Raw genomic sequence first — 21,997 nt, forward strand, 5'->3', positions numbered from 1 at the left:
ATGATGCTCTCCAATAACAAAACAGCACAATAACTATTTTAATCAACAACCTTTTTATATATATTCTATTTTTATTTAAAATAAAAAGAAAAAAGAGAGACTATCCTCTCTTTTTTCTTTTTATGCTATTTTCTAAAACGTTTATCTCTGATTAACTTGCTGCTTACAATTCCAATTACCATAAATGAGCATAATACCAAGATTATGTATAAATTAATATTATTCATGTCCGAAGTTGCTGCACTGTCGGTATCATCGGAAGATTTACGTGTTTTGTCATCTATAACAACATCTCTGTAATTAGTTATAGTATAGCCATCATATGTTACCTTATATCCATCAGGGACCTCAACTTCTTTTACGGTATAAACAATTCTTTTATTTAATGAATTGTATTCAGGCAGATTTTCAAATACATATTCCCATGTGTTTGTTTTTCCTTTTAAGGTTGCTTCGTCAACTTTTACATTATCTGCATAAAGTTCAACCTTAATATTTTTAGGACGTACTTTATCATAATTATCCATATCATCCCAAACCTTTTTAATAGGAATGTTTATGGTATCATTTAATGTATTTGTAATATTATATCCATCATAAGTTACGGCATATTCATCAGGAACAACTTCTTCAACTTCATAAGTGTACTCTTTTCCACTATCATCAGTCACAAGAAGCCCTTCAAATTTATATTCCCATTCATCGCCATCTTTGCTTATCCATATAGGTTCAAAATCAAGCTTAACTTTATCTTTTCCGTCTATACTTCTAAATATATTAATTTGTATATCTTCAGGTCTTGTATTGTAAGCATTTGAACTGTCAAGCCATGTTTTTTTACCGGATATTTCTTTTTTACCTATATTGGTTATTGTTGTTTTACCATTCTCATCATTATTTAATATGCGATAATCGTAATTTTCTATACCTATTCCGTCTATAGAAATTTCTCTTGCATAATAAGTATATTCGTTGCCTGCTTTGTCATACTTAGGAAGATTTCGGAATGTCCCTTTCAAATTATTTTTCGTAAGAAGCAATGTCATTTGATTTGAAGTACCGTTTTGCATTACAGGTTCACTGCTGTCATCTCCGATTTCTCCCGTTGTTCTGTAAAGTCCCACTCGGACGATTCCTTGATTTGCTGATTCAACACCATACCATACCTTTTCAACATTATAGGAAGTAGATTCTACATTTGTAAATTCAAATTGTATATAGTTACCTATGCTACTTTCGCCCATACTTTCCTGCAAATATCCGCTTGGCACGGTTTCAAAGACTTTATACTGCGTATGTCCCTTTATATCAAGCTTGCTTCCGCTCACAACAAGAGGCAAGTCATTCCAAACCGCTTTCCATTCCTCATATTCGTAATAAGGTTTGCTTGGATTTGAATCCGCCTCTCCATTAAGAGTTACTCTTGCAGGTGTTTTAAAAGATTTCCAAGTCCCGTTTGAAGCAAGGTATTTTATTTCTAAAGTTACATTTGTTTTATTTGAGGATGGATTCCATTTCTTCAAAGCATAAACTTTTGTTGAATCAAGGGTATTTGTTACTGTATTGCTATTATAAGTTGTTGTATAAGTAGAGTTATAAGTATTATCTCCATTGTTTCCAACAATATCTTCATCTTTAACATGCCCGTCTGTTAAAGTGTAATTGCTGTCCAGTTCTCTTGCCCTGTATTCATATTCATTTCCGTTTACATCAGACTTTGGAAGTCCGCTTACGGTTGTTGTAACACTGTTGTCTTCATCGCTATTAGTTCCATATATGGTTACAATCATATCTTTACTTGTTTGATTGCTTGCATATATTTCAACATTTTCCCAGTCACCCGCAGCAGATTTCCTTTGTACAATAAAGCTTGCCTGCCATGTATATCCGCTTTGAGATGTTTTTGGTCTTTGAGAATAAATATTGTTATTATCTCCTACCCAATTCTTCGTAAATTCAAAGCTCGTTGTTTCCAAACGATTATACATAACCCTTGTAGCATTATTGTTATATGTTGTTTCCGGTTGATCTTTTCCATTTGCCCAGTATGCCGGAGTAAACATTCCTCCGTTAAAGTTATAAATATAACCAGAGCCATTATTAGTTTCAACGACTGTTACTGTTGTAGGACTTGCTACACTGTCATCACTACCATAATGAATTGTTTTTTCTAAAACTCTGTACTGAAGCCTTGTAACTTCATTGTTTCGAGCATCTTTTTTTACAATAATTCTTGGTAAATTCGCATAACTTTTATTTACGCCCCATATTGTACTGTCGTTTATTCTTCCGGTTAAACTTCTATCAAATTGATAACCGTTAAATATTGCATTATAATTCGCTTCGGTTAAATTATCTTTAAAATATTCATAAGCATTTTTATAACTTTTATCCGAACTATCCATTTCGCTTACTTGAAGTTCAAAATCTACCGTAAGGTCATATCCTAAATAATCATTGTCTATTATATTTCCGTCATTATCTACCCAGTTTTTACTATATGGAATATTTGTTGTAATATTATTTGATAAATTATTCATAATAATATTACTGTTATCATTTTCTCTCCTATTTTCAGTTACTTTTCCTAAGTAACTATTACCACCTGAAGGAGAAACGATATAATTTGAATCAGCAGAAAGAGTTTCTTTCACAACATATTTCCAAACCATACCATTTGGAGCATATTTTTCAAGCTCACCCATAGCATCACCTGTAATTTCATATGTCCAATTATTTTCACCTTTTTGAGTCCAAGTTATTTCATATAGACTTTCATCAACCTTTTCTTCCGAAATAGAGTTACCCTGCCCTGGTTGTTCATTTGCATATTTATAAAGGGTAAGCTCAATATCACCAGGTCTAAATCCAAAAGTATCTTTATAATCATTCCATACTTTCGTCCCTCTTATATTAACAGTATCTCTCACATCATCAGGTGCATTTACAAATGTTGCACTTGGGGCAGGACCAAACAATGATTCACTTGAAGGATATAAATCTCCGGTTTCTATTCCGGCATATGTATCGGTTTTTATATTAGGAATATTTTCTTTTTCCAAATCTGTATTAACAACCCAGTTATCAATACCTCCAAGATAATTCTTATTTTCTTCCACTGAATAAACATATTTGGAGCCGTTTGGTGCATATATGTCCAAATCTTCAAATAAAATTTCTTTTTCAAGAGGGTCTGCCTCTGTTCCCGCATCAGGATTCAAACCAAGCAAATGCTTAGTTTCATACGCATTTTGAACTTCATTTGCCGTCCATGTCTTATACATAACAGCTTCTTTCTGCGAGGTAGTTCCGTCATTTTTCGTATAAGTACGGTATAGTGTAAATGTTACTCCAGGGAAAGCTTTAGGATCTCCGTTTTCATCAAATGAAAGTTCCATAAATTTCTTTATTGAAAGCTCGCCTTTTTTACTGTTATATGCATTTTCAACTAAATAAGTATGGTTATCTTTATTGTCAAATACATCTTCTATTGCAGGATTTGCACCGTCCGCCCAATAAATTTCGCTTTCTTTTAATTCATAAGAATATAGCTTACCGTCTTCATTGTATTTAGGTATTTTCTTTGCCTCTCCTTGACCGGCATATATAGTATCATTATTTGAATCTAAAGCATTTTCACCCAAATATAATACTTGGAATAAATATGAACCGTTTTTATATATATCTGACCATTTATCAACCGTTATTGTTGCTACAGGACTTCCATCCCCGCTTTCTGATGCCAGTTTTTGATACAAAGTAAATGTAACGCCAGGCAAGTCTTCATTTGGATAAGAAGAAGGTACTGCAGACCATATTTTCTGACCTTGAATTGTTAAATCAGAATATATTGTATTTTCAAATATACCGCCTTCAATTAAAGCATAGTTTGCATAATCAGATACGTTTGGCTTATCTTGAACATTTGATAAATCAAGCACATAATCTTCATACTTGCTATCTACCTCATCTCTCGTTCCCAAATATATAGGATTATTCTGAGCGTTTTCATCAATTACATAATAATTCCCTACCTGATAATCAAACTTTTTAAAATCTACATTAGTTCTTTCAACGGCATAATACATAATTTCATATCCCAAATCATCATATTTTGGAACATTATTAAAGAGTACTTTCCATTGATCAACAGGATCACTACCCTCTATATCACTATAAACCCATCTATAATTAGAAACATACAATGAAGTTTTTTCCTCAACATTTCCATTTTCATCTTTTTCATGAGTTACTTGATAAATATCAAGATACAAGTCCATTCTATGTCCGTTTTCGAACATATAATCATCTTTCCATACTTTTTCCCATGATAAAGTTTTTGAACCCGTTAATGCATTCCTAATGCTAATATCCTGTGTATCATTTGCAAAATGATCTCCGACAGTATACTCACCTGATGTAATAGATGAAGAATACTGACTGTATAATTCATATAATTTTGGATATTTATTCTTTATCGTAGAAAGTGCAACATATGTTCCGTTCGAATCTACCCAGACTTCGCTTATTTTATAACTTGCAACAGAACCGGATCTGTTATATTTAGGAAGATTAAAGAAATAACATTTACTATTTTCACCGTCTGCCCATAGAATTTTTTGTGTTGATGAAACATTATTTCCATTATTATCTTTTATGGCAACATAGTTATCAGAATTGCCTATAACAACACTGTCCGCATTATCAACACCGTTTCTTGTTATCTTATAATAAGAAGGATTATTGTCGGTTGCAAAATCAAGCTGAGCAACTAAAGAAAGAGAAACATTTTGGTTTTCTTCAATATTTTGTAATTCTTTTTGAATCTCACTTCTAAGAGAACCGTCTCCGTCAACCCATGTTTTTTCTACTGTTAAATTTATATTTCCAAGTCTTCTGTTAACGGCTTTATATACTTTTTCACCGCCTATTTCTTCGCTAGTATATTTTACGTCATATCTATGATATTGTGTCTCATATTGAATTGACGTATAGTTGGTATCACCTTCGTCATCATATTCATCCGGAGCTTTAGGATTATCATAGTTCGGAGTCTGTCCCTGATCCAAATAATATGTATCCAAAGGAATATTTGTATCCCCTACTTTTGTTTCCAAAATATAGACGTTCTCTTCATTTAAATTGCCTATACCGACATAATCATACCAAACACCATCACCCAATGTAACTTCATTTATTTTTTCATTGGTTTCTCTATTGTATACAGAAATTGTTACATTTTCTCTATGTGCAATATCGCTGTCGTCTATCCAGCCTTTTGCAACAAGTATTCTATTTCCAGGTCCCGGTGCATTGACAATAGTTGATTCATATCCTTCTACTGTCCTTGTGGTTTCCATATCAGGTAAATAATCCTGATTTGCTTCTGTTAAGAAATATTCATACTGCATTCCTTCTTCATTAAATTCATCCAAAGGCGTTACCCTTACCATCCAAGGAGAAATTTCCTGTGCATATATTCCAAGATTAGCATTTACCAAAGTTTTATCAGTATCGACAACACCGTCCATTTCAAATACGGCAACGGGATCATCATATGTATATTCATTATTTAACATTTGATAAATATTAAACTTAATCTTTGCCCCTGCCGGAGCATTAATCTCATGCCCATCGGCATCATGCCATTTTTTTATCACATCATATTTTATTGTGTTTTCTATGGTATTGGTAACAATAGTATGCTGAGGATTATCCTCATCTATTGTCGGAGTTGAAAGAAATTCTATTTCCCTGTTATCCAATGTAAGGGCAAAAGTTCCGCTTCCGTCAGCATTTGCTTTAAACAGGTTGCTTCCGCCTGCTTTATATACACCGCTTTCAACCCATCTGTATTCAAGTTCCCTGCCTAGATTGTCGTATTTAGGCATAGATTTTGTTTTTGTGTCAGTCAAATTTTCTGCATAGAAATCATCCATTACCAAAGTCTGGGTCGTATTAATCCACGTTTGTGTGCCTTTTACTCTTTGTTGTAATGAGAATTCTACACTGACATCATCAAATCCTGATTGGAAAGATGAAGCTTCCCAAATTTTTGTAACTTCGGTTGAAATGGTTCCTTTTATTCTGTTTGTTATAACTCCGCCGTTATATATAAAATCATTATTATTTGCTCTATCTGAAGTGTTTGTAGTATCTTTAATTTCTCCGTTTATATCAACTCTGTCTGTAATATTTCCGTTTTGATCAACACTTCCAAAAACCTGCTCATAATTTTCTGCATTTTCACCTTCAAGATACTCTCTTAAAACATAAAAGTATTCATATCCCTCAGCGTCATATTTTGGTAAATTAGGACTTCCATTTAATTCAAATTCTATATATTGAAAATCCACTCCATCTTCTAAATCTTTTTGTACTATTTGCCCGTCATCATTTCTTACAACAGAAGCAGTTGAAAAAGATGTACCTTCACGATATCTCCATAATTGGAAAATACCGCTTGGTCTATTTTGTTTTGTTTCAGTCGTTCCATCATCAAGCCAAACTTTTTTTGCTTCGTAGGTTTTCTCACCTGTTAATGTTAGTATTACAGTTCCTTCACTATATAAATTATCTATCCTAGAGCCATAGTTAAGAGAAGAAGAATTGTCATAACTTACAGACAAATAATCATCCTCATCAAAAGCATTTTCAACATAAACCTTGTTGTCAGCATTACCTGAACTATCAGGAATCTCTTCTATATAATAAGTAATTAAAGAGCCATCAATATTATATTTCCATGTATTATCAATAGCTAATGTCATACTGTCATCATCAGGATGATCTGTTAAATATGTGTTTTCAAATTCTGATAGAATATGCTCTTCATATCTTCTATTTTTTATTTCTATTACAAGACGGAAATCATTTAAAAGGGCATCACTTACTTCTTCCCAATGATCATTATCCCCCATTCTGGCAACACAAGTAAAGCGAAGGTCTCTAAGTAAAATGTAATACCAGCCTGTATTATCTACAGAAGGATATTCATTTTTATTTTCATCTGTTACTTCAACCATCGCATATCCGCTTACATCAGTCGGTATGATTTCCCAGCTTACATCATATGAAGTCTTATTTCCATAAATATCTTCATAGGTAACATTCGATGGTAATACACGGTTTCCTGCCGATATAGTATATACTCCAACACCTGTGTTATCTACAGAAAACTTAGGATAAGACTGTAGCCCCACTTCTTCCATATTGTCTTTGGTTAAAGTTTTATACGTTTTTCCATCAAAAGAGAATTGTAATATAGGCTGAGAATAGGAAGAAATATTAGGTCTGATTGAAGATTCGTTGTTGTTATCCACCCAAAAAATTTCTTTAGAAAAATTTGTTAAATAGCTATTTATTGTAACACTGTCTTCTATAGCTTTGTTTTCTAAACTTTCTGTTTCTTTTAAAGCTTTATTTTCTTTAATATCATTATTTAAATCTTCTTTTTGTTCTTCTTTGGTTATTGTAATTTTATTCGTATTTTTTTCTACATTAACGCCATCAATTGCCTCACTGCTTTGTCCCATTGCATTTACTACAATATCATTTTCATCAACGTTAATTGTAAAAGGAAGCGTTAAACTACTTGGCACATTAAATTTATATTGATAAGATAAAGAAGAATTTTCCTTATCAAGTCCAATCACCAAATGAACACTTTTATCTTCTTCCATTTTAGGAAGTATATTATTTCCTAAAGAGTCAAGTCCATTTTCGCTATTTTCTACTTCACTTTTAAAAGCATCTTCATTTAATTTCAATCCATCTTCTGATAATATACCTAAAGCAATTGCTTCATCATTTGTCAAAACAATCTCAACACTTACAGCATTAATATCTTTGACATTATCAGTATTAAGCTTAGCTTCAATGTTAAGTATCCCTTCTTGCGAAGAAGTAATTTCACTGTTTTCAAATTCCCAATCTACATATACGTCATTAGTGTCAACTTCTTCAATTACGTTAGAATCTTTTTGTCCATTTGTATCAAAAACATCATCTTGAACTTTCGCAAAAATACTCGAGGGCAATGATGTAAAAATAATTAATAAAGACAAAAAAACACAAAACAACCTGTCTTTCAATGTTTTCTTTTTCATAACCTTCCTCCATTTCCTGTCTTTTAAATAAATAAACGAACTAAAATATATCAACATGAACAAAATAAAGATAAAAGTAAAAACATTAAAATTTTATGTATAAAAATACATTTACAATATGTATGCATTTCCAGAATTTAAGCAACATATATTATTACAAATGAAATTTATAAACTTTGTCAGAAAATGTATATATAATGGAACAAATAAAATATATTACATAAAAGAAATTTTTTTAAATAAAAAAGACAAAAAAAATAAATAATAATACTTTGTAAATTTTAAATGTATTATTATTTATTTGTTACAATTTGTATATATATTTTATCACAACTTTAAACGTTTAACCATAGTACGTTTTTTTTATAAAATGTACTATGAACATATTATTTGATAATATTTCATTTTTAAGTTAAATTATTATAGAACATAAAAATGTAAAACAAAAAATATTTTTTTCCCCATGATGATATAAAATTGTGAAAAAGAAATATTATGAAAAAAGTTATAAACTGTCAAAAATATTTTTGTTTGAACTTAAAAGTATTTATCTAAATTTTCATAAATCTAAATAAAAATTGATAATGAAAATATTAAAGGGGAAATATTTTTTATATTTCCCCTTTATTTACTTCATTTAAACAAAGCAGCTTAGACACATTTATATAATAGTGTATATCAGAAGTATCTGCTTTTATATATTTAATTTTTCTCAGATGCCATCTCTTCTTTTTTATTATTCTTAAACATAGTTACTATGGATTGTCTGTTTATTTTTAAATCTTCTTCTAAAGCTTGCACTGTTGGTTTTACAATCCACCAGCCTTTTTTAGAAGGTATTCTGTATTTACTTGGTAAATTAGGAACGTGTTCCACCCATTTATCATAAATTTGTTTTGATAAATCATCAATACTTATAGATGAATTGTTTTTAAGTATCTTTGAACTTTCAATAAATACAAAATCATTAAAATCTCTTGGTATCCATTTTTTCGCACAAACCGCACCATAAAACAGAACACAACCATATAAAAAGCCTATACATCCAATAATATATGTATGCTCAACTATCCATTCATAAATAAAATATAGATGTTCGCCAAAAGACATTCGCATCAGAAATTCTACTATTATTAAATACATTATACGTCTAACTCCTTCTTAAAGAGAATATTCTCTTATAACTTATTATGCTTCTTCTACTTGTTTAGCTAATTCGTCTTGAACGATTTTCATTATTAACTCTTTATCTTTAGATTCATAAATTGATTTTAATTTATCTTCTTGTTGAATTAGAGAAATAACTGTTTGTAACATAGCTAATTGTTGATGTGGTTCTTTTAATGCAAGCATAAATAAAATTGAAACTTCGCATTTTTCACCAGCACCTGCCATTACTTCAAAAGTAACAGGTTTTTTAAGTGTAGCAACACAAATGCTTTGTTTGTTTACATGTTCAACATCTGTATGAGGAACAGCTACTGCAAAATCTTCTACAGGTAAACCTGTTGCGAATACTTTTTCTCTTTCTTTTACAGCTTCGATATAGCTTTCTTTTACATAACCAAGATCAAATAATTTATGAGCAACTTGATCTAATGCATCTAAATTACTATCAGCCTCCACATCGAAAAAAATTAGATCTTTGTTAAATTCTAAATCTGCCATTGGTATCTCCTCCTTAAACTATCTAAATATAAATAGCTCTTCATATAATTATTTTAATTAATTATAAAAAAAAAATTTTTAAATGTCAATAAGTAAACAGTATACCCTTTTGAACATCATCTTTTAAAGTGCCTATATAAACGGTTTTAAAGGTTTAAAAATACAAAAAAATAACATTTTTATATTAAAGTCGATAAATTTAGTGTAACAAATGTAATGGTAAAAAAAATTTTGAACAAAAGTACTTTACAATTAAAAACAAATGTTATATAATAACATTAAATTAATAAGAAACATATCCAGGAGGAAAAAATGAGTCAAGATATTCAACAATTAAGAGAAGCGATTTGTGATGTAGGACGTAAAATGTACGACAGACAACTTTGTTCTACAAATGATGGAAACATCTCAATTAGATTAGAAGATGGTAACTTCCTAATCACACCAACAGGTGTATCAAAAGGTTTCATGACACCTGACATGATGTGCATCGTTGACAAAGACGGTAACCTAGTAGAAGAAAATGGTCCATGGAAAGGAACAAGCGAATTCAAACTTCACTACAAAATCTATCAATTAAGACCAGACGTAAACGCAGTAGTTCATGCTCATCCATTATATGGTACAGTATTTGCAGCTGCAAACATGCCTTTAGATAAACCAATCTGTACAGAAGCTGCACTTAACTTAGGTGAAATTCCTGTAATCAAATATGGTTTACCAGGAACATTCGATATATGCGGAGATATTGAAGATTATATCGAATACCATGATGCAGTACTTATGAGATACCATGGTGCTGTTACATACGGTCCTGATGTACTTACAGCATACTACAGAATGGAAAGCTTAGAATTCATCGCTCAACAAGAATTTGCAGCAAGAGCTATGGGAATCGTTGAAAAAGCTACAATTCCTCAAGATGTTATTGATGAATTATATCAATTAAGAAGAGAAAAATATTCAGCTCCAGATTCAATGGGTCCTCACCACATTGCAAATAAAAAATAATTAATTTTGAATTAAAAGAAAGGCTTTTGCCTTTCTTTTTTTATTATTTAAAATTTTATGTTAAAATATCTATAATAAAAGTATAGAGGTTAATTATGTACGAATTAATAAAGGTTGGGAAAAACACTTACTATATAAAAAGCGAAAACAACGTAGGAATTTATAAAATAAATGATAATGAAATATTTTTAATAGACTGTGCGATGACAAATATCCAGGCAAATAAAATCCTTGAAATAATAAATAAAAATAACTGGGTATTAAAGGGTATAATAAATACTCATGCTCATGCAGACCATATAGGAAATAATAAAATTTTACAAGATAAAACAGGTTGTAAAATATATTCAAGTGAATTTGAAAGCCATTTTATAAAATATACAGTACTTGAACCGGCTTTTATTTACGGAGCATATCCACCAAAGAGAATACAAAAAAAGTTTTTAATGGCAACCCCTACTGAAAATTTATCATATAACCTAAAGGAAATCCCAAAGGGAATGGAAATAATTAATCTTCCCGGACATAGTTATGACATGATAGGAATAAAAACCGATGATGATATTTATTTTATTGCAGACAGTCTCTTCCCTATAGAAGCTTTAAATACTTACCATATCCCAACAATATATAACATAGAAGAATTTCTATATACTCTTGAATATTTAAAAACACTAAAAGGAAAACTTTTCATTCCAACCCATGAACAAGCATTAACAGACATAACTGAGCTTATACAAATTAATGAAAATAAAATAAAAGAAGAACTTGACTTAATATGTAAGTTTTTAAAAGTTCCTTTAAGCCTTAATATGATAACAAAAAAGATGTTTGATTATTATAATATTGAAATCAACTTTGTTGAATATAATCTTGTTGAGGGAACAATAAAAGCTATGTTATCTTATTTGATAGATAAAAAGAAAATAGATATAACTTTTAAGGATAATTTTTTATTATATAAATTGAGGAAATAAAAAATGAAAATAAACAATGAATTTTTAATAACAACAAAAAAAGAAATGGAAGAAAGAGGAATATCCCAGCTCGATTTTATTATAGTAACAGGAGATGCCTATATAGACCATCCCTCTTTTGGAACTGCAATAATAGGCAGACATCTTGAAAGCCTTGGATTTTCCATAGGTGTTATCCCTCAACCAAACTGGAAAGAAAAAGAATCCTTTATGGTACTTGGCAGACCTAAATATGCTTTCCTTGTAAACAGCGGAAATATAGACAGCATGGTAAATCATTATACTGCATCAAAGAAAAAAAGAAACGATGATGCATATACAGAAGGCGGAGTCGCAGGAAAACGTCCTGACAGAGCCGTAATAGTATATTGCAATATGATAAGAATGGCATACAAAAAAGTTAATATAATAATCGGAGGAATAGAAGCAAGCCTTAGAAGATTTGCACATTATGATTATTGGGACAACAAAGTGAGACACTCCATACTTACAGACTCCACAGCCGATATGCTGACATACGGAAGCGGAGAAAAAATACTTGGAGAAATTGCAACAAGACTAAAAAACGGTGAAAACTTAAAAGATATAACCGATGTTAAAGGTTCTTGTTATATGACAAGCGATATAAGCAATATTGAAGATGCAATTATTATCCCTTCCTATAAAGAAGTATGCTTAGATAAAGAAAAATATAATAAGGCTTTTAAAGTTCAATATCAAAACCAAGACCCGATAACAGGAAAAACAATAATTCAATTTATGGATAAAACTTATCTTGTCCAAAACCCTCCAATGATGCCCCTAAACAGAGAAGAACTGGATAAAGTATACGGACTGTCTTATGCAAGAAAACCTCACCCTATGTACAAAAAAGAAATTCCGGCAATAAAAGAAATTGAGTTTTCCGTTACTTCAAACAGAGGATGCTTTGGTAACTGCTCTTTTTGCGCTCTAACATTTCATCAAGGAAGAATGGTACAGTCAAGAAGTAAAAAAAGCATAATCGACGAAGTAAAATTGCTTACAAAAATAGACGGTTTTAAAGGATATATTCATGATATAGGAGGACCAACAGCAAACTTTAAAAATCCTTCATGTCAAAAACAAATGAAATACGGAACATGTGTTGGGATAAACAAAACTTGCCTATCTCCTTCTCCTTGCAAAAATTTGGAAGTTGATCACAGCGAATTTTTAGATGTGTTAAGAGCAGCAAGAAATGTAAAAAACGTAAAAAAGGTTTTTGTTAGAAGCGGCATAAGATATGATTATCTTCTTTTAGAAAAAGACCCTACGGTTTTAAAGGAACTTGTAAAACATCATATAAGCGGACAACTTAAAATAGCTCCGGAACATATAAACAATAAAACATTAAAACAAATGGGGAAACCGGGAAGAGAAGTTTACGAAAAATTTGTAGATAAATACAACAAAGTAAACAAAGAACTTGGCATGAAACAATATTTGGTTCCATACTTTATTTCATCACATCCGGGATGTACCATACAAGGAGCATTGGAGCTTGCACTGTATATGAAAAAACATAATATACGACCAAGACAGGTACAGGATTTTTATCCAACACCGGGAACTTTATCAACTTGTATGTTTTATACAGGAAAAAATCCTCTGACAAATGAAAAAGTATTCGTTCCAAAAACATATGAAGAAAAACAAACGCAGAGAGCTTTTATGCAATATTACAAACCTGAAAACAAAGAAAGAATAAGAAAAGCTCTTATAAAAATAGGCAGAACAGATTTAATAGGTCCTTATGAAAACTGTTTGGTATTTGAAAAGAGAGAATTTAAAAATAATAAAAACAATAAAAGAAAAACATCTTCTAAAAAATTAACAAACAAAAGCGGCAAAGGAAAACCAAACAGCAGAAAGAGAAGATATAAATAAAAAACATTTTGTGTTTCCACAAAATGTTTTTTATTTATTTATAAAAGAATTTATTTCATTTGAAAGTTTCGCAAATTGCTCTATTGTTATGTTTTCAGCTCTTACTTTTTCATCTAATCCTGAATTTATCAAAGCTTGTTTTAACAAATCTTTATTTAAAGATAATCCGTTAGCAAGAGAATTAAAAACCATTTTTCTTCTGTTTAAAAAGGCAGCTTTAACGACTTTAAAAAATACTTTTTCATCATCAACTTCAATTCCTTCTTTTTTTCTCGGTGTAATTCTAAGCACCGTAGAATCAACCTTCGGCATTGGAACAAATACAGTTTTAGGAACATTAAACAATCTTTCAACATCTGCATAATAATCAACAACAACCGTAAAAGATGAATAATCCTTTGAATTTACTTTTGCGTTAAGCCTTGTTGCAACTTCTTTTTGAAGCATTACAACAATATTATTAAACTCAACTTCATCTTCCAATACTTTCATAAGAATTGGAGATGTGATGTAATAAGGAAGATTTGAAATAAATTTTATTTTTCTTCCTTCTTTTATTTCTTCAGCTAAAATATCTTTTAAATTGGTTTTAAGTATATCTTTATTAATAATTTGTATATTTTCATATTCACTTAAAGTTTCTTCAAGCATCTCAACAGCTCTTGAATCTATTTCAACAGCATACACTTTATATGCTCTATCTGCTAACTTTTGAGTAAGACTGCCCATACCGGGACCGACTTCAAGAACAGCTTCGTCATCTTTTAATTCTAAGGCATCAACAATTTTTAACACTATATTTTCATCTGTTAAAAAATTTTGTCCTAAATCCTTTTTAAATCTAAAATCATATTTTGATGTTATTTCGTTTATTGTATTTTTATTTGTTGCTTTCATATTTTATTTTCCTATAACACTTCTTACTTCATTTATATTAAGAACTTTAGTAATATATATTAATGCAAAGTAAACAACAGCAGCAACAATTATTACAATTACAGTTAAAATACTGTTGCCTACAAAACCCGCAAGGAATGTTTTTAATATAAAACATATAATTCCCATTACGGCTGCACAAAAAAGATTTTTTATAAAAGCCATACCAAGACCTCTATAAGTAGAACCAAGGAATTTCTTTATTGCTCTGTAATCAAGACTTGCCACAACAAAGTCAGCGCCTAAAGTTCCAAGAATTGCACCGTAAATATTCAAGAAAGGAATCTGTATTAATATTACATTTAAAACAAGTTTTATAACACAACCCACAGCTAAATTTTTTACAGGAACTTTTAAAAGTCCAACACCTTGCAATATCCCCTGCATTGTAGTTGATATCATAGTAAACACTATGCCAATGGATAACAATCTAAGCATATTTGCTCCGTTAGCATCGCCAAACAATAATGTTGTTACCTCACTTGCCATAACAATAAGACCGGCAATACAAGGAAGAGCAAGCATTAAAACAACTTTAAAAGTTAAAAATGTTTTTTGTCTTATCTGCTCTGTGTTTTTTCTTACAAATGATTCAGAAATTGTCGGAACCAAGCTGGCAGCAAGAGATGAAGACAATATAAGAGGTATACTTATAATAGTCTGTGCTCTTTGTGATAATTGCCCCCATAAAATCGTTGCTTCTTCAACACTAAATCCTGCCTTTTGTAAAAATGCAGAAACAGTAAATGAGTTAATCAAATTCATTGAAGAAGTAACAAGAGAAGCAATCGTAATTGGAATTGCAATTGCTGCTAAAATTTTAAGTATGGTTTTTACATCTTCGGTAGACTTTGTTTTTTGATTTTTTATTTGTCTTTTTATTCTCGGTCTTATCTTTAAAAAACATAAGAATAAGAATAAACTGGCAACCAAAGCACCGGCAGTAGCTCCAAAAGTCGCACCGGCAGCACCAAAAGCAACACCAAATTGTTTATATAAAAATACGGCAAGCCCAAGTCCTACAACAACCCTTGTTATTGATTCAACTATTTGTGAAATGCTTGGAGGTGTCATATTTTGCATACCTTGGAAGAAACCTTTAAATGATGACAAAATACAAACACAAAGAGGCGCAAAAGCCAAACCAAGGATTGAATAATACGTATCTGGATGCCACTTAAATATTGAAATAAAGAAATGAGCTCCGAATAACATAATAGCTGAACATACTGCACCAATTAAAGCAAGAGTAGTAACAGCAACTTTGAATACTCTGTAAGCTCCATCGTATTTTCCTAAACTTATTCTTTCAGAAACCATTTTTGAAATAGCAACCGGAAGTCCTATAACAGAAATAGCAAGTAAAAATGTATATACAGGGTATGCGTTTCCGTATAACCCCATACCAAAATCGCCAAGAATTCTTACTAAAGGAAGTTTTAAAAACATCCCAAGGAACTTTGCAACTATTCCACCAAAAGCAAGAACAGCAGCACCTGTTAAATAATTTTTCTTTTTACTAGCGCTCAAATTAATTTCCTCCTGAAAATAGTACTTCTTCTATTATAAACCCGAATTACTAAAATTCAACAATTTTAACTCTTTTTTAATTTTCCCATAACAAAAACAACATCTTCGGGAAGCTCTGCTTTAAATTCCACCATCTTTTTACTTCTTGGATGAACAAAAGATATTGATTTTGCATGTAGAGCTTGATGTGAAATCAGTTCACTTTTGTTTTCGTTATATAATGTATCTCCCAAAATAGGATGTCCTATATAAGCGAAATGAACTCTTAATTGATGAGTTCTTCCGGTTATAAGTTTTGCCTCAACTAAAGAGTGTCCATTAAATTCCTCAATTACTTTATACTTGGTTATGGATTCTTTTCCATCTTCACTAACTATTCTTTTTAAAACATGCCCCTCTTCTCTTTTTATAGGAGCTGATATATAGCCTTCTTTTTTATCAAGTATTCCTTCAGCTATAAGAAGATATCTTTTATCTATTTCATTTCTTATACTTTGATTTTGTATAAAATGATGAACATACTTATTTTTTGCAATAACAACAAGTCCAGAAGTATCCATATCAAGTCTGTTAACAAACCTTGTTTTAAAATGTTTGCCTTCTTTATCCCACTTATAATAAATGGCATTTTGAAGAGTATCGAGAGGATGTGAACGGGTAACATGAACAACCATACCGCTTTCTTTGTTTATAACCACTATATCATCATCTTCGTATATGATATTTATATCAATTTTACTTGATGGTGCATCAGCTTTTTCAATAGGGAAAAATATTTTTATATTATCATTTTCTTTTAAAACATCAACAAACAAAGCTTCTTTGTCATTAACAAGAAGCTTTCCCTCTCTTATTATATATCTAAAGGTCCTGGAAGAATAATCATATTCTTTTTCCAAAAAAGAATAGATATTCTCCCCTTCATATTCTTTACCTACTGTATATTCGTATACCGTACTGAATTTATTAGTATTTATCACTTTCAAAATATTCCTCTAAAGTTAAATTATTATCATGAATTATTTTTGCTAAATCTTTTCCGACGTATCTTATATGCCAAGGTTCATAGCTATATCCTGTTATTTTTTCCTTATTTTCAGGGAATCTTATTATAAAACCATATTTATAACAATTTTCTTCAAGCCATTTTCCCGCAGGAGTATCTCCCAAACTTTCCACAAGCTGGTAATTTACTTCTTTTGTACTTAAATCCATAGAAAGCCCCAATTGATGTTCACTCTCTCCCGGTTTGGCAGAGTAAAAATTGGCATCTTCTTCATTACCATACTGGGCAATATTATCTTTATAAACATCAACTTGTAAACTATATGACCTAAATCCGCTTACACCATAAAATTTATAACCAGAGCTTTGAGCAGCTTTACAAAGTTCTTCAAGTGCTTTTGCAGCATCTTTTCTAAGATACATTACAGATTCATTGGACTGCATAAAATCAATATTTGGCTTTACAAGGTCTGAAGGCTTGTAACTTGAAGACAAATGTCTTTCTTTATTAACAACGGCATCATATTCATTAGGGTTAGTTATAATCATATTGTTATCAATTTCCTCACTTAAATTATCTTTTATAGTATAAGTATATGATTTACTTAATTTTTTATAACTAACAACCATATTTAAGACACTGCCACTTGTAACACTATCATCAATATTAATTACATTTTTATTTACACTAACATTATTTTTTAAATTTTCACTTGTCACATTAATTGTAATTAAACTTTTATCTACATTATCAATTACTTTATTATTAAAGTGGTCTTCTATGACATTTTGAACATTAAATGCATAATTGGTACCGGTTTTTATAGTCTTTGTATCGACACCTATAATTTGAGTCTTATATGTTACATCACCTCTTAATGTTACATCTCCTACTACCGTAGTTTTAAAAGGCTTGTAATATGCAATGAAACTAAAAAGAAAAACAGTAACAAAAACAAAAGCTATAAAAAATATACGCTTTATTTTTACAATTGTACGTCTTCGTCTTCTTGCAATCCTTCTTCTTGTATAAACCGTCGAAGTACGATAACTACCATAAGAAGATCTTCTTTCGTAAGGCTCAACCCTTTTAACCGGTCTTCTTACAGCATTAGGATTTTTCCTAATATGTCTTGTATCTCTTTTATTGGATACATTCTCCCTTCCTGCTATCCTTTGTAAAAAAGTACCTATATTATATTTAACTTGTTTTTTTATTCTTTTCAATTGTCTGCTAAGCCCATCATTTCTTTTTCGAATACGAACTTTTTTCCTTTTATTAGAATGATTTTGTTCATATCGAAAAGAATCAGAGCTTAAAGAGCTACTTTTATTTCTTAAAGTATCTCTCTTTTTTCCATTAAAAATATCTTTTAATGCTTTTCTTTTCTTTTTACTCATCCCATTTGCTTAAAACTTCTTTTATTATTTTTGGTGCTAAAGCACACTTTTCTTCTCCAACAGCGCAAAGAGCAAATCTAAGCCCTGTTTGAAGAGGAATTACAAAAACATTTTCCTCCATTAATAAATCTGCCGCTTTTACCGGATCTTTACACGGAATACAAACAAAGAAACCATCTTTGTAAGGATATAACTTAAGGCCTACTTCCTCGCTTTTTTGTAAAAACACATCAGCTCTTCTTCTAAGCATTTTTACATAGTGGTCTCTTTCCTTAATAAAATTATTGCCAAGATTTTCATCATTTATAATATCAGTAAGAACTCTCATGGCACCTTTTGTTCCGTTTGACCAAGTTCCTCTGTTTGAATGTAAATTTGTATAGAAAAATTCTTTTGCAATTTCTTCTTTTGATGTTACACATAATAAAGCTCCATTTCTAAGTCCATACATTGTATAACCTTTTGAAGCAGAGAACGCAAATAAAATAAGAATATTTTCATCAAGACCCGCAAATTTTTCCATAAATTTACGTCTATTAAATTTTTCATCGCAAAAATCAATATATGCAATATCAACAAGAACAATTATTTTATTGTCTTTATCCTTTGCAGCTTCTTTTAATACTACTAAAATTTCATCCCACTCTTCATCTGAAACAGAATATCCTGTTGGATTATGCGCAGGTGTATTAAATATTGTTAAAAGTCTTTTTTGTTTAGTTAAATAATAATTAAACTTTTCTTTAAAAGCATCAATATCAAGTCCGCCATTTTCGTTAAACATATTATATGTATCGAGTTTTCTTCCGCTTTCAAGACAAATTGTGTTATATGGATCCCAGTATAAACTTGATGTTATGACCGTATCTCCAATATTTGTATAATTAAATACGCTGTGATGTATTGCTCCTGAACCTCCCGGTGTCGCAACAGCTTCTATATAAGCGTTTGGCATATGATCTTTAAAACATGCTTTTTTTACGGCCTTTAAAAAATCTTTATCACCTTCAATACTTGCATAAGCAGCTATTTTAGGTGCTTCTAAACTTTCTAAATAATCATAAACACTTTTAAATGCCACAAAATCTCCGTTATCTTCCAAAAGTACGCCCATTGATGAATTTATCACCTTGTCAGGACCGTATTTTTCAACGGCTTCGCTTGCCTTTGCTGAAATTGTAAAAATAGTATCATTCTCTACGGGTCTTATCGCATGATCCGCAACCATATTTTTTGACATATCTTCTCCTCCCACACCATTTAATATCATGATTATATCAAAAATTTTTTTTAAATAGTAGTAATTTAAAAAATTTAAAGTATAATATAGTAAAAGGAGTGATTTAATATGAAAATTAACGCAAACAACAGCTATAAACTAGTTAAAGAAGAAGTTAACAACACATACGAAGTATTAAAAGACGGACTTTCTATGGAAGAAATTACAGACATATTACTTCATGATCCCAAAAAACCCGTTATGGGAATGTATAAATTATTCATGACAATTGCAATAGCAAACCTAGAAGCCAGAAATGATATAATGGAAGACAGGGTTTTAACTAAAGCAGCTATTTATATGGATTATTTTGCCAATGGCGGAAAACAAGATGAATTTTTTATGACAAAACAAGATTTATTATATGACGATCTTGAATTTATAAGAAACAAATATTTAAAATAATCTTATAATTTAATATATAAATAATACCCTGCAAGTATACAAAACTATATTTGTGGGTTTTTTATTAATTAAAACAGGTAAATAAAATGATAAAATCAATTTTAGCTAAAACAATTCTTTCTGGATATAATCAATCAGGTTGGTTTTGTTCAAATTATAATATGAATTTATATAGAGGATGTGTGCATGGCTGTATATACTGTGACAGTAGAAGCAACTGCTACAATATCGAAAATTTTGATGAAGTATCATATAAAGAAAATGCTATAAATATACTGCAAAATGAGCTACGAAGTAAAAAGAAAAAAGGCGTTATAATGACAGGAGCAATGAGCGACCCCTATAACCCTTTTGAAAAAGAATTAAATTTAACAAGAAAATCATTAGAGCTTATTAACAGATATGGTTTTGGTGTAAGTATAATAACAAAATCAGATTTAATCACAAGAGATATCCAAATACTAAAAGACATAGCGAAACACTCAATAGTCTGTGTGAATATTACCATAACAACTGCATCAGATAACTTAGCAAAAAAAATAGAACCAAATGCGCCATCAAGCACAAAACGCTTTAAAGCAGTAAAAAAGCTTAGGAGCAATAATATTACAACCGGAGTGTTAATGACCCCAACATTACCATTTATAAATGACACAAAAGAAAATATAATCAATATGGTAAAACTTGCAAAAATATATAATGCAAGCTATATTTACGCATATAAAGATTTTTGTGTTTCATTAAGAGATAATCAAAGAATGTATTATTATTCAAAACTTGATGAGCTTTTTCCAAAAGTAAAAGACAAATATATTAACACCTTTCAAGATAAATACTGGTGCTGTTCCACAAACAGAGAAAAGCTTTGGGATATATTTGTAAATGAATGCATAAAAAACAATATTGAATATGACCATAAAAAAATAGATGAAATAATTAAAAAAGGCTATAATAAAACACAAATGAGTCTATTCTAAAAATAAAGGAAACATAAATGAGCAATATAGATTTAAATTTACATGACTTTATTCAAATAAACGATATACAAAATATAGTCAATGAAGCAAGAGAAAATGATACTGATATTGAAGAAAAAATCATAAAAAATCAAAACCTTGATAATTATGATTTTTCTAACATAAATTTTAGTGATACTATATTTGAACATTGCAGATTTTTAAATTGTGATTTTGAAAAAAGCGCTTTTGTAAACGTGATTTTCAAAAACTGCGATTTTTCAAATAGCAATTTTAGTGAAGGTTATTTTTCAAAAATACATTTTGAAAGTTCAAAATTTCTCGGTGGTGATTTTAACAAAGCAATTATAAAAGATGCAGAAATTATACACTCAAATTTGCAATATACAGTATTCATGCAGACTTCTTTTAATCATGTAAATTTTAATTTTTCTGATTTTACAAACGCAACTATAAGTGATAGCACTATGAAAAAAATTAAAATAAAAGAATGTAAATTCATTTTAACAAACTTTTTTAATACAAAACTTGCAGGAATTGATTTTTCAACAAGCAATATTGATGGTATAGTTTTATCTGATAATTTTAAAGAATTAAAAGGAATTAAAGTAAATGAAATACAAGCTATAGAGCTTGCAAAACTTCTTGGAATAAAAATAGTTTAAAAAGAGGGAAAATATGAAAATACAAAAAGTAAATTTAAAGAAAGAACAATATCTTGATCTTTTATATTTAGGAGATGAAAATTACGATTTAATTAAAAAATATCTAAGTAAAAGCGATATGTATATT

Annotated in this window: 14 protein-coding genes; 6 read left to right on the top strand and 8 right to left on the bottom strand. The window is 30.1% G+C overall.

The features are described from left to right. Positions 1-125: 125 nt before the first annotated feature. The 3 genes from FGQ49_RS05730 to FGQ49_RS05740 form a co-directional block, all read right to left on the bottom strand. On the bottom strand, positions 126-8,108 hold the full coding sequence (locus tag FGQ49_RS05730) for a Cna B-type domain-containing protein (RefSeq protein WP_171020607.1): 7,983 nt from the start codon (positions 8,106-8,108) through the stop codon (positions 126-128). A 702-nt stretch (positions 8,109-8,810) separates the two neighbouring features. After that, on the bottom strand, positions 8,811-9,251 hold the full coding sequence (locus FGQ49_RS05735; RefSeq protein ID WP_138268916.1) for a hypothetical protein: 441 nt from the start codon (positions 9,249-9,251) through the stop codon (positions 8,811-8,813). A gap of 45 nt (positions 9,252-9,296) precedes the next feature. Then, positions 9,297-9,776, bottom strand: coding sequence for a PTS sugar transporter subunit IIA (locus FGQ49_RS05740; protein ID WP_138268917.1), 480 nt, complete (start codon positions 9,774-9,776; stop codon positions 9,297-9,299). A gap of 312 nt (positions 9,777-10,088) precedes the next feature. On the opposite strand from FGQ49_RS05740, the gene FGQ49_RS05745 reads away from it, so the two are divergent. The 3 genes from FGQ49_RS05745 (at position 10,089) to FGQ49_RS05755 (ending at position 13,672) form a co-directional block, all read left to right on the top strand. After that, positions 10,089-10,787, top strand: coding sequence for a class II aldolase/adducin family protein (locus tag FGQ49_RS05745; RefSeq protein WP_138268918.1), 699 nt, complete (start codon positions 10,089-10,091; stop codon positions 10,785-10,787). Positions 10,788-10,882: 95 nt separating this feature from the next. After that, complete coding sequence (locus FGQ49_RS05750) at positions 10,883-11,764, top strand: MBL fold metallo-hydrolase (RefSeq protein ID WP_138268919.1); 882 nt, start codon at positions 10,883-10,885, stop codon at positions 11,762-11,764. A 3-nt stretch (positions 11,765-11,767) separates the two neighbouring features. After that, complete coding sequence (locus tag FGQ49_RS05755; RefSeq protein WP_138268920.1) at positions 11,768-13,672, top strand: YgiQ family radical SAM protein; 1,905 nt, start codon at positions 11,768-11,770, stop codon at positions 13,670-13,672. A gap of 30 nt (positions 13,673-13,702) precedes the next feature. Here the strand turns inward: FGQ49_RS05755 and rsmA are convergent, their stop codons facing one another. The 5 genes from rsmA to FGQ49_RS05780 form a co-directional block, all read right to left on the bottom strand. Continuing rightward, the gene (rsmA, locus tag FGQ49_RS05760; protein WP_138268921.1) at positions 13,703-14,569 is read right to left on the bottom strand and encodes a 16S rRNA (adenine(1518)-N(6)/adenine(1519)-N(6))-dimethyltransferase RsmA; all 867 of its coding nucleotides are present in this window, start codon (positions 14,567-14,569) and stop codon (positions 13,703-13,705) included. 3 nt (positions 14,570-14,572) lie between these two features. Next, on the bottom strand, positions 14,573-16,138 hold the full coding sequence (locus FGQ49_RS05765; protein ID WP_171020608.1) for a putative polysaccharide biosynthesis protein: 1,566 nt from the start codon (positions 16,136-16,138) through the stop codon (positions 14,573-14,575). Between the two features lie 65 nt (positions 16,139-16,203). Further along, positions 16,204-17,118, bottom strand: a complete 915-nt coding sequence (locus FGQ49_RS05770) for an RluA family pseudouridine synthase (protein ID WP_243112225.1) — start codon at positions 17,116-17,118, stop codon at positions 16,204-16,206. Further along, a complete protein-coding gene (locus tag FGQ49_RS05775) occupies positions 17,105-18,544 on the bottom strand; it encodes a M15 family metallopeptidase (RefSeq protein WP_138268924.1) in 1,440 nt (479 codons plus the stop codon). The genes FGQ49_RS05770 and FGQ49_RS05775 overlap by 14 nt, the downstream gene beginning before the upstream one ends. Next, on the bottom strand, positions 18,537-19,784 hold the full coding sequence (locus FGQ49_RS05780; RefSeq protein WP_138268925.1) for a pyridoxal phosphate-dependent aminotransferase: 1,248 nt from the start codon (positions 19,782-19,784) through the stop codon (positions 18,537-18,539). The genes FGQ49_RS05775 and FGQ49_RS05780 overlap by 8 nt, the downstream gene beginning before the upstream one ends. 108 nt (positions 19,785-19,892) lie before the next feature. Between FGQ49_RS05780 and FGQ49_RS05785 the strand changes: the two genes are divergently transcribed. From FGQ49_RS05785 to FGQ49_RS05795, 3 genes are all read left to right on the top strand, one after another. Next, entirely contained in the window at positions 19,893-20,228 is a 336-nt protein-coding gene (locus FGQ49_RS05785) for a hypothetical protein (RefSeq protein ID WP_138268926.1), read from the top strand. A gap of 86 nt (positions 20,229-20,314) precedes the next feature. Next, positions 20,315-21,205, top strand: a complete 891-nt coding sequence (locus FGQ49_RS05790; RefSeq protein WP_207734412.1) for an SPL family radical SAM protein — start codon at positions 20,315-20,317, stop codon at positions 21,203-21,205. Positions 21,206-21,222: 17 nt separating this feature from the next. Continuing rightward, positions 21,223-21,870: a pentapeptide repeat-containing protein gene (locus FGQ49_RS05795; RefSeq protein WP_138268927.1), complete on the top strand. Its 648-nt coding sequence runs from the start codon at positions 21,223-21,225 to the stop codon at positions 21,868-21,870. Positions 21,871-21,997 lie beyond the last annotated feature (127 nt).

This window comes from Anaerofustis stercorihominis (assembly GCF_005844425.1).
Classification (GTDB): domain Bacteria; phylum Bacillota; class Clostridia; order Eubacteriales; family Anaerofustaceae; genus Anaerofustis; species Anaerofustis butyriciformans.

Bases quoted from the DNA above. Each gene is read 5' to 3' on its own strand.
- FGQ49_RS05790 (WP_207734412.1), top strand. From the start codon at position 20,315: ATGATAAAATCAATTTTAGCTAAAACAATTCTTTCTGGATATAATCAA.
- FGQ49_RS05730 (WP_171020607.1), bottom strand. From the start codon at position 8,108: ATGAAAAAGAAAACATTGAAAGACAGGTTGTTTTGTGTTTTTTTGTCT.
- FGQ49_RS05785 (WP_138268926.1), top strand. From the start codon at position 19,893: ATGAAAATTAACGCAAACAACAGCTATAAACTAGTTAAAGAAGAAGTT.
- FGQ49_RS05735 (WP_138268916.1), bottom strand. From the start codon at position 9,251: ATGTATTTAATAATAGTAGAATTTCTGATGCGAATGTCTTTTGGCGAA.
- FGQ49_RS05775 (WP_138268924.1), bottom strand. From the start codon at position 18,544: ATGAGTAAAAAGAAAAGAAAAGCATTAAAAGATATTTTTAATGGAAAA.
- FGQ49_RS05740 (WP_138268917.1), bottom strand. From the start codon at position 9,776: ATGGCAGATTTAGAATTTAACAAAGATCTAATTTTTTTCGATGTGGAG.
- FGQ49_RS05745 (WP_138268918.1), top strand. From the start codon at position 10,089: ATGAGTCAAGATATTCAACAATTAAGAGAAGCGATTTGTGATGTAGGA.
- rsmA (WP_138268921.1), bottom strand. From the start codon at position 14,569: ATGAAAGCAACAAATAAAAATACAATAAACGAAATAACATCAAAATAT.
- FGQ49_RS05750 (WP_138268919.1), top strand. From the start codon at position 10,883: ATGTACGAATTAATAAAGGTTGGGAAAAACACTTACTATATAAAAAGC.
- FGQ49_RS05755 (WP_138268920.1), top strand. From the start codon at position 11,768: ATGAAAATAAACAATGAATTTTTAATAACAACAAAAAAAGAAATGGAA.
- FGQ49_RS05780 (WP_138268925.1), bottom strand. From the start codon at position 19,784: ATGTCAAAAAATATGGTTGCGGATCATGCGATAAGACCCGTAGAGAAT.
- FGQ49_RS05795 (WP_138268927.1), top strand. From the start codon at position 21,223: ATGAGCAATATAGATTTAAATTTACATGACTTTATTCAAATAAACGAT.